Genomic DNA, 6541 nt, shown 5'->3' with positions numbered 1-6541 from the left:
TGGCCTGCTGCATCCTTGGCCTCTGCGGCGCCAAGCTGCCGGACGATCAGGTCATCCCGCACCTGACCACGTTCAAGCTGATCGACGCGGACCTGAACAGCTTCGTGTGGCTGAGCCGGACCGCTGCGCTCTACTACTTCGCCTTCTTCCTGGTGATCCTTCCGATCCTGGGCCTGAAGGAAACGCCGCTGCCGGTGCCGGACTCGATCGCGTCCCCGGCGCTGTCGCCTGAACAGAAGGGCTGAACCCGATGCTGCGCAAACTCACCATCCTTGCGGCGGTCGCGGGTCTGATGACGGCCGGCCTTGCCGGTCCCGCCCTGGCCAGCGGCAAGAAGCTTGAGCCGAAGGAAGTCGAATGGTCGTTCAACGGCCCGTTCGGCAAGTTCGACCAGGCCCAGCTGCAACGCGGCTACAAGGTCTATCGCGAGGTCTGCTCGGCCTGTCACTCCATGAAGCTGGTCAGCTTCCGGAACCTCGGCGACAAGGGCGGCCCGTTCTACGATCCAAAGTACAAGAACTCGAATGACAACCCGTGGGTCAAGGCGATCGCCAAGGACTACGAGGTCGCCGATATCGACTCTGAAACCGGCGACGTCATCAAGCGTCCGGCGACGGCGGCCGATCGCTTCGTTTCTCCTTATCCGAACGAAGCTGCGGCCCGCGCCGGCAACGGTGGTGCCCTGCCGCCGGACATGTCGCTGCTGGCCAAGGCCCGCGAAGAGGGCCCTGACTATATTCACGCCATCCTGACGGGCTATCGCGAGCCGCCGGCCGGTCTGAAGGTCGGTCCCAACCAGCACTACAACCCCTACATGGCGGGCGATCTGACCTCGGTCTGGTCGGGTAGCCACGAGCACGTGCCGCCCGGTGGCTTCATCGCCATGGCGGCCCCGCTGAAGGCGGGTCTGGTGACGTTTGACGACGGCACCAAGTCGACCCTCGACCAGCAGGCCCAGGACGTCTCGGCCTTCCTGATGTGGGCTGCAGAGCCCAAGCTGGAAGAGCGCAAGAAGATGGGCTTCGTCGTCATCCTCTATCTGATGATGTTCGCCGGCCTGCTCTATGCCGCTTACCGTCAGGTCTGGAAGAACGAGTCACACTGACTGTTCTGACAGAGCGAAAAGATCAGGGCCCGGCGGCGACGCCGGGCCCTTTTTCTTTGCTCCGCGGTCGAGGATGTCAGGGCGCGGGTCGCGGGGTCAGCCATAGCTGGCCGGAGTTCATGTCCAGCCGCAGCTGGTAGGCCGACAGGACGGCAACCCCGACCGCCCCGGCTACACCAGGCGGCAGGTCACCGGCCTGAACCGCCGGACTGCGCTGGTACAGGCGGCCATTCAGGGTCAGGCCGGCCAGCACCCCCGCAGGAGCCTGACGTGGGCCGTCCGGTGCCCCACGGGCTCGCACGGCACCGTTGGAGGCCGTGTCGAGCGCGAAGGCCCCGCTGAGACTGCGAAAGCCGTCGGAAGCGGTCGCGCGCACGGTCGGGATCCCTCCGACCACCGTGACGGCCATAGCCCCCGGGCGGCGACCCACCGCCGGGCCCCGAGCCTCCAGCCGCAGGCGGCACGGCGCGAAGTCGATCACCACCACATAGCGATCCAGGATGTCGGCTCCGATCACGCCGATGATGGGCGCGATAAAGCCGGCACTGCGATAGTCGAGGTCGCGCACCTCAAGGGGCACGGCCTCAACCCGCTCGCCGGCCACACGGACGGGCAGGGTCAGGCGGGTTCCGGCATAGCCGCCCGTCTGGGCCTTGGTGTCGTGCAGCAGGGTCTGGGGCGCGGACAGGTCGATCACGAAGTCGCCGGTCATATCGGCGACGGCCGCCGGGGCGACGACGGCTCCGTTCTCGAACCAGCAGGCGGTTTCCCCCGCCAATGCGGGACCAGCCGCCGTCAGCGACAGGGTAGCGAGCAGGGGCGGGGACCAGCGAACCATGGTCATGATCCTAGCCCAGGCTCGCCCCCTGGGCGATATGGCGACGCTGTCCCTTGCCCGGACGATGACGATTTGGGCGGTCGCGTCTCCGGTTTCAGGCCAGATGCCCGTCCGGGGCCCTTCAGGCCTCGCCCCGGACGCCGCTGGCCCGGTGGAACAGCTGCAGGGTTCGCAACAGGCCGAGGCGGGCACTGTCGGCATGATGGCCGCTGGGGGCCACGAAGGCGTGGCCGGCCTCATAGACGAAGACCGGCAGGTCGGGGTGTGCCGACCGGATGGCCTCGACGTCCGCCAGCGGGATCAGGCTGTCGGTCTTGCCGAAGTGCAGCGCTGTCGGAACAGTCGGGACCTCTGCGGCAAAGTCGATGATGTTGCCGCCATAGAAGCAGGAGGCGGCCTTCAGACCGCTGCAACGGGTCGCGGCCAGCCAGGCCACCGTGCCGCCGTAGCAGAAGCCCATGACATTCACCGGGCCCTCCAGGGCGTCGATGGCTGCCTGAACGCGGGGCAGGGCGGTCACGCCCCAGCCGCTGGCCTCGCCCAGGGCCATGCGGGTATCCAGGATGGACGGATCCGTGTCGGTAGCCGGAAATGCCGTGTCTGCATCATCCAGCAGGCTGGGGGCGATGACCTCATAGCCCTGGTCGGCCAGACTATCGGACAGCTGCCGGATATGGGGCGTCACGCCCCAGATGGCGTGCAGCATGACAAGGCCGCCCCGACGGGCATCCTGCTGTGGCGCGTGATAGGCCGCGACGGCCTCACCCGCCTCGGTGGTCAGGGTGATCCTATCGCCCATCAGGCTGCGCCGTGGGCCTGGAACAGGGCCAGGGTGCGCTCGCGGGCCAGCCGGGCATCGCCTGGATCAGAGTCGGGGCGGCCGTCATTGTTGAAGCCGTGGCCGCTGGCCTCATAGATGTGGACCGGCACCTCGGGGTGGGCCTCGGCAATGGCGGCCTGCACCGCATCGGCCGGGATATGGGCGTCCTTGCGGCCCAGATGCACGATGACCGGACAGGACAGTCTGAACTTGGCCATGCCGGCGACCTGGCCGCCGTAGTAGCTGGCTGCCGCCGACAGGCCCTGGCAGCGCGACGCCGCCAGCCAGGCCATGGTGCCGCCATAGCAGTAGCCCGTCAGGAACACCGGACCCCGCGGCGCCAGAAAGTCGATACAGGCCTGGATGTCGCCCATGGCGTTGTCCGGGCCGTTGGCCATGGCGTACTTCACCCCGGTCTCGAACCCGGCCGGGTCATGCTCGGCCTTGAAGCCCTTTTCCTGGCGGTCGAACATCGCCGGGGCCAGAACCTCAAAGCCCAGGGCCGCCCAGCGGGCCACGTCTTCGTGCACATAGCGGTCGAGCCCGAAGATCTCCTGCACCACGATCACCCCGCCCCGGCGCGGCCCCTCGGGCGGGGCGTGCAGGGCGTCAAAGGCAAAGCCGTCATGGCCGGCGGTCAGGGTGAGCGTGTCGGTCATGGCGGGCTCCTGTGAGGTCGCGCGGATCGAAACGCCTTCCCGGCGAACCGGTCAAGCCTCATGGATGTCGGGCGCGAAGAGTTGCGGAGCGGCGGCGCGGATGGCTTGCCTCAGCGTGGCTACCGATGACGCTTGAGATCCCGGCTCACGCCACGATCCTCACCGACGCCCCATCCCCAACCGAGTGTACCGAGGCGAGTGGACGGACCCTTCCGCGCTCAGCCCTTGCCGGATTTCAGGCTGCAGCTCAGGCCTGCCGCCTTGGCTTCGGAACAGCTGAGGGTTTGCAGCTTGGCCTTGGACCGGGGCTGGGGCGCATCAATGATGTAACCGCCGCCATATTCGCAAGCGACCTCGTATCGTGAAATCGCCGGATCGCCGCCGCCGCCCAGATAGATCCCGTCCGATGGCTTGCACGACAGGCCCGCCTTCTGGGTCAGAGCGTCGAGCCCGGCGACAGAGCCGATATTGGCAGCCAGCCGGCAGGTCGTCAGTTTGGGGCCCCGCCCCTTGACGGCCCGCGCCGAGGTCAGCAGGGCCAGGCAGTCATAGGCGGTGATGGCTTTGTCGGTCTTGGTCACGATCCAGCCGAAGTCGTTCTTGCAGGCGATCTCGTAGCTGACCGTGCGAACGCCGGCCCGGTTGGCGTTCATGATCACGCCGGCGTCCGTCAGCGTGCAGGCAATCCCGGCCTCAGCCGCCAGTTCACCGGCCTCTTTCTGCTGCAGGGGATTGGCTGACGGCCGGATGCTCTTGCCGGCCGCATCGGCCCCGTTGAGCTTGTTGGCGAAGTTGGGATCGGTGAACTCACGCTGGGTGTAGTTCGAGCCGGTAGGCAGGCCGGGGGCCTGCGCCATGGCCGCTCCGGCGAGACTAGCGGCCAGGAAGAGCGATAGTCCAAAGAGCTTCATGACCGTGGTCCCGATCCGGATGTGACACGTGTCCAGGCCACGAGGCGCTCCGGACAGCGAGGCCGATCCTTGCGCCGGAACGGCAAGGATGCAACCCCGGGTGTCCCTCGCCGGGAAGGCCTAGACGTTGAAGCGGAAGTGCATCACGTCGCCGTCCTTGACGACATAGTCCTTGCCTTCGGCCCGCATCTTGCCGGCTTCCTTGGCTCCGTTCTCGCCGCCGAGCTTGACGAAGTCGTCGAAGGCGATGGTTTCGGCGCGGATATAGCCCTTCTCGAAGTCGGTGTGGATGACGCCGGCCGCCTGCGGGCCAGTGTCGCCGACATGGATGGTCCAGGCGCGGGCTTCCTTGGGGCCGACCGTGAAATAGGTCTGCAGGTCCAGCAGCTTGTAGGCTTCGCGGATCAGGCGGTTCAGGCCCGGCTCTTCCAGACCCAGGGTTTCGAGGAACTCGGTGCGCTCCTCGGCGTCCAGCAGGGCGATCTCGCTCTCGATCTGGGCCGAGATGACTACGCTCTTGGCGTTGTCCTTGGCGGCGCGCTCGGCGACCAGGTCGCTGTATTTGTTGCCCTTGTCGGCGCTGCCTTCATCGACATTGCAGACATAGAGGGCCGGCAGCGAGGTCAGCAACTGCAGCATGTGCCAGGCTTTTTCGTCGTCGGCGTCGATCTTGGCGGCGCGGGCCGGGCGGCCTTCGCGCAGCAGGGCCAGGGCGATATTGGCCAGGCGCAGGGTGTTGGCGCTGTCCTTGTCGGCGCCGACCTTGGCGCGTTTTTCCAGGGCCGGAACCCGCTTTTCCAGGCTTTCCAGGTCGGCCAGCATCAGTTCCATCTCGATGATCTCGAGATCGCTGATCGGGTCGATGCGGCCTTCGACGTGGACGATGTCGCCGTCTTCGAAGCAGCGGGCTACGAAGGCCACGGCGTCACAGTCGCGGATATTGGCCAGGAACTGGTTGCCCAGGCCTTCGCCCTTGGACGCGCCGCGCACCAGGCCGGCGATATCGACGAAGGTGATGCGGGCCGGGATGATTTCCTTGGAGCCGGCGATCCTGGCCAAGGCGTCGAGACGCGGCTCGGGCACGGCGACTTCGCCGGTATTGGGCTCGATCGTGCAGAACGGATAGTTGGCGGCCTGGGCCGACGCCGTCTGGGTCAGGGCGTTGAACAGGGTGGACTTGCCGACATTGGGCAGGCCGACGATGGCGACTTTAAGGGCCATGGAACTCTCGTGAATTTCGTTGGCCGCGACCTAGCACGGATCTGCAGCGAACGCGAAGGGGCGGGGGCTTGAACCAACTGTAACCGCTGCCGATATTGTTCGCGAACAAGGAGCGGCGACATGAGCCTTCGACCCGTTGTGAAGATCGTGAAGGGCGTCCCGGCCTCGGACGGTGACGGTGTGCGCCTGACCCGCATGCTGGGCACGGCGGAAGCCCAGATGTTCGATCCGTTCCTGATGCTGGACTGTTTCGACAACGACCAGGCGTCTGACTATATGGGCGGCTTTCCCGACCATCCGCATCGCGGCTTCGAGACCGTGACCTACATGCTGGAAGGCCGGATGCGGCACCGCGACAATACCGGGCGCGAGGGCGTGATCGGCCCCGGCGGCATCCAGTGGATGCGGGCAGGCCGGGGCATCGTCCATTCCGAGATGCCCGAGCAGTCCGAGGGGCGCATGCGCGGCTTCCAGCTGTGGGTCAATCTGCCGGCAAAACTGAAGATGAGCGCGCCGGGCTATAGCGAGTTCGAAAGCGACGCCATTCCGGTCGAGGCCCGCGAGGGCGGCGTTTCGGTCAAGGTCATCTCGGGCGTCACTGATGGTGGCACGGTCGGTCCGATCGGCGGCGGAGCCGTCGATGCGCTCTATTTCGACGTGGTTCTGCCGGCCGGGACCCGGTTCGAGGAACCGGTCGGCTCGGACCGCAATGCCATGCTGGCCGTCTATGAGGGTCAGGTTCGCGTGGCCGGAGGCAGGATTGACGCCCTGTCCGGCGTCTTCCTCGGGGCTGGTGAGCGGGTGCTGGTCGAGGCCGTCACCGACGCGCGGGTCCTGCTGCTGGCCGGTCGTCCGATCGGCGAGCCGGTGTTCTGGCACGGTCCGTTCGTGATGAACTCCCGCGATGAAATCGTGCAGGCGTTCAACGACTTCCAGAGCGGGCGGTTCTGAACACCCCGGGTCCCACTGGACGTTGATATCTGACCT

7 protein-coding genes and 1 pseudogene are annotated in these 6541 nt (G+C 66.6%); 3 read left to right on the top strand and 5 right to left on the bottom strand.

What is annotated here, in order from left to right; translation table 11 throughout:
- Together DBR10_RS20110 and DBR10_RS14010 are read left to right on the top strand one after the other, a co-directional pair.
- Positions 1-245: pseudogene (locus DBR10_RS20110) on the top strand (cytochrome b/b6); the annotation flags it as partial.
- Positions 246-250: 5 nt separating this feature from the next.
- The gene (locus DBR10_RS14010; protein WP_108506286.1) at positions 251-1105 is read left to right on the top strand and encodes a cytochrome c1; all 855 of its coding nucleotides are present in this window, start codon (positions 251-253) and stop codon (positions 1103-1105) included.
- Positions 1106-1181: 76 nt separating this feature from the next.
- On the opposite strand, the gene DBR10_RS14005 is transcribed toward DBR10_RS14010, so the two are convergent.
- The 5 genes from DBR10_RS14005 to ychF all read right to left on the bottom strand — a co-directional run bounded on the left by DBR10_RS14005 (position 1182) and on the right by ychF (position 5554).
- A complete protein-coding gene (locus DBR10_RS14005; RefSeq protein WP_108506291.1) occupies positions 1182-1943 on the bottom strand; it encodes a hypothetical protein in 762 nt (253 codons plus the stop codon).
- A 121-nt stretch (positions 1944-2064) separates the two neighbouring features.
- Positions 2065-2742 carry a dienelactone hydrolase family protein gene (locus DBR10_RS14000; protein ID WP_108506287.1) on the bottom strand — a complete coding sequence of 226 codons (678 nt, stop codon included), beginning with the start codon at positions 2740-2742 and terminating at the stop codon, positions 2065-2067.
- Entirely contained in the window at positions 2742-3422 is a 681-nt protein-coding gene (locus DBR10_RS13995; protein ID WP_108490617.1) for a dienelactone hydrolase family protein, read from the bottom strand. The genes DBR10_RS14000 and DBR10_RS13995 overlap by 1 nt, the downstream gene beginning before the upstream one ends.
- Before the next feature lie 218 nt (positions 3423-3640).
- On the bottom strand, positions 3641-4333 hold the full coding sequence (locus DBR10_RS13990; RefSeq protein ID WP_108556438.1) for a hypothetical protein: 693 nt from the start codon (positions 4331-4333) through the stop codon (positions 3641-3643).
- Between the two features lie 120 nt (positions 4334-4453).
- Entirely contained in the window at positions 4454-5554 is a 1101-nt protein-coding gene (gene ychF, locus DBR10_RS13985; protein ID WP_108506288.1) for a redox-regulated ATPase YchF, read from the bottom strand.
- A gap of 120 nt (positions 5555-5674) precedes the next feature.
- Between ychF and DBR10_RS13980 the strand changes: the two genes are divergently transcribed.
- Positions 5675-6505, top strand: coding sequence for a pirin family protein (locus tag DBR10_RS13980; protein WP_108490595.1), 831 nt, complete (start codon positions 5675-5677; stop codon positions 6503-6505).
- Positions 6506-6541 lie beyond the last annotated feature (36 nt).

The organism is Caulobacter sp. HMWF025, assembly GCF_003060965.1.
GTDB lineage: Bacteria > Pseudomonadota > Alphaproteobacteria > Caulobacterales > Caulobacteraceae > Caulobacter.
This window is presented reverse-complemented; position numbering and strand designations above follow the sequence as displayed.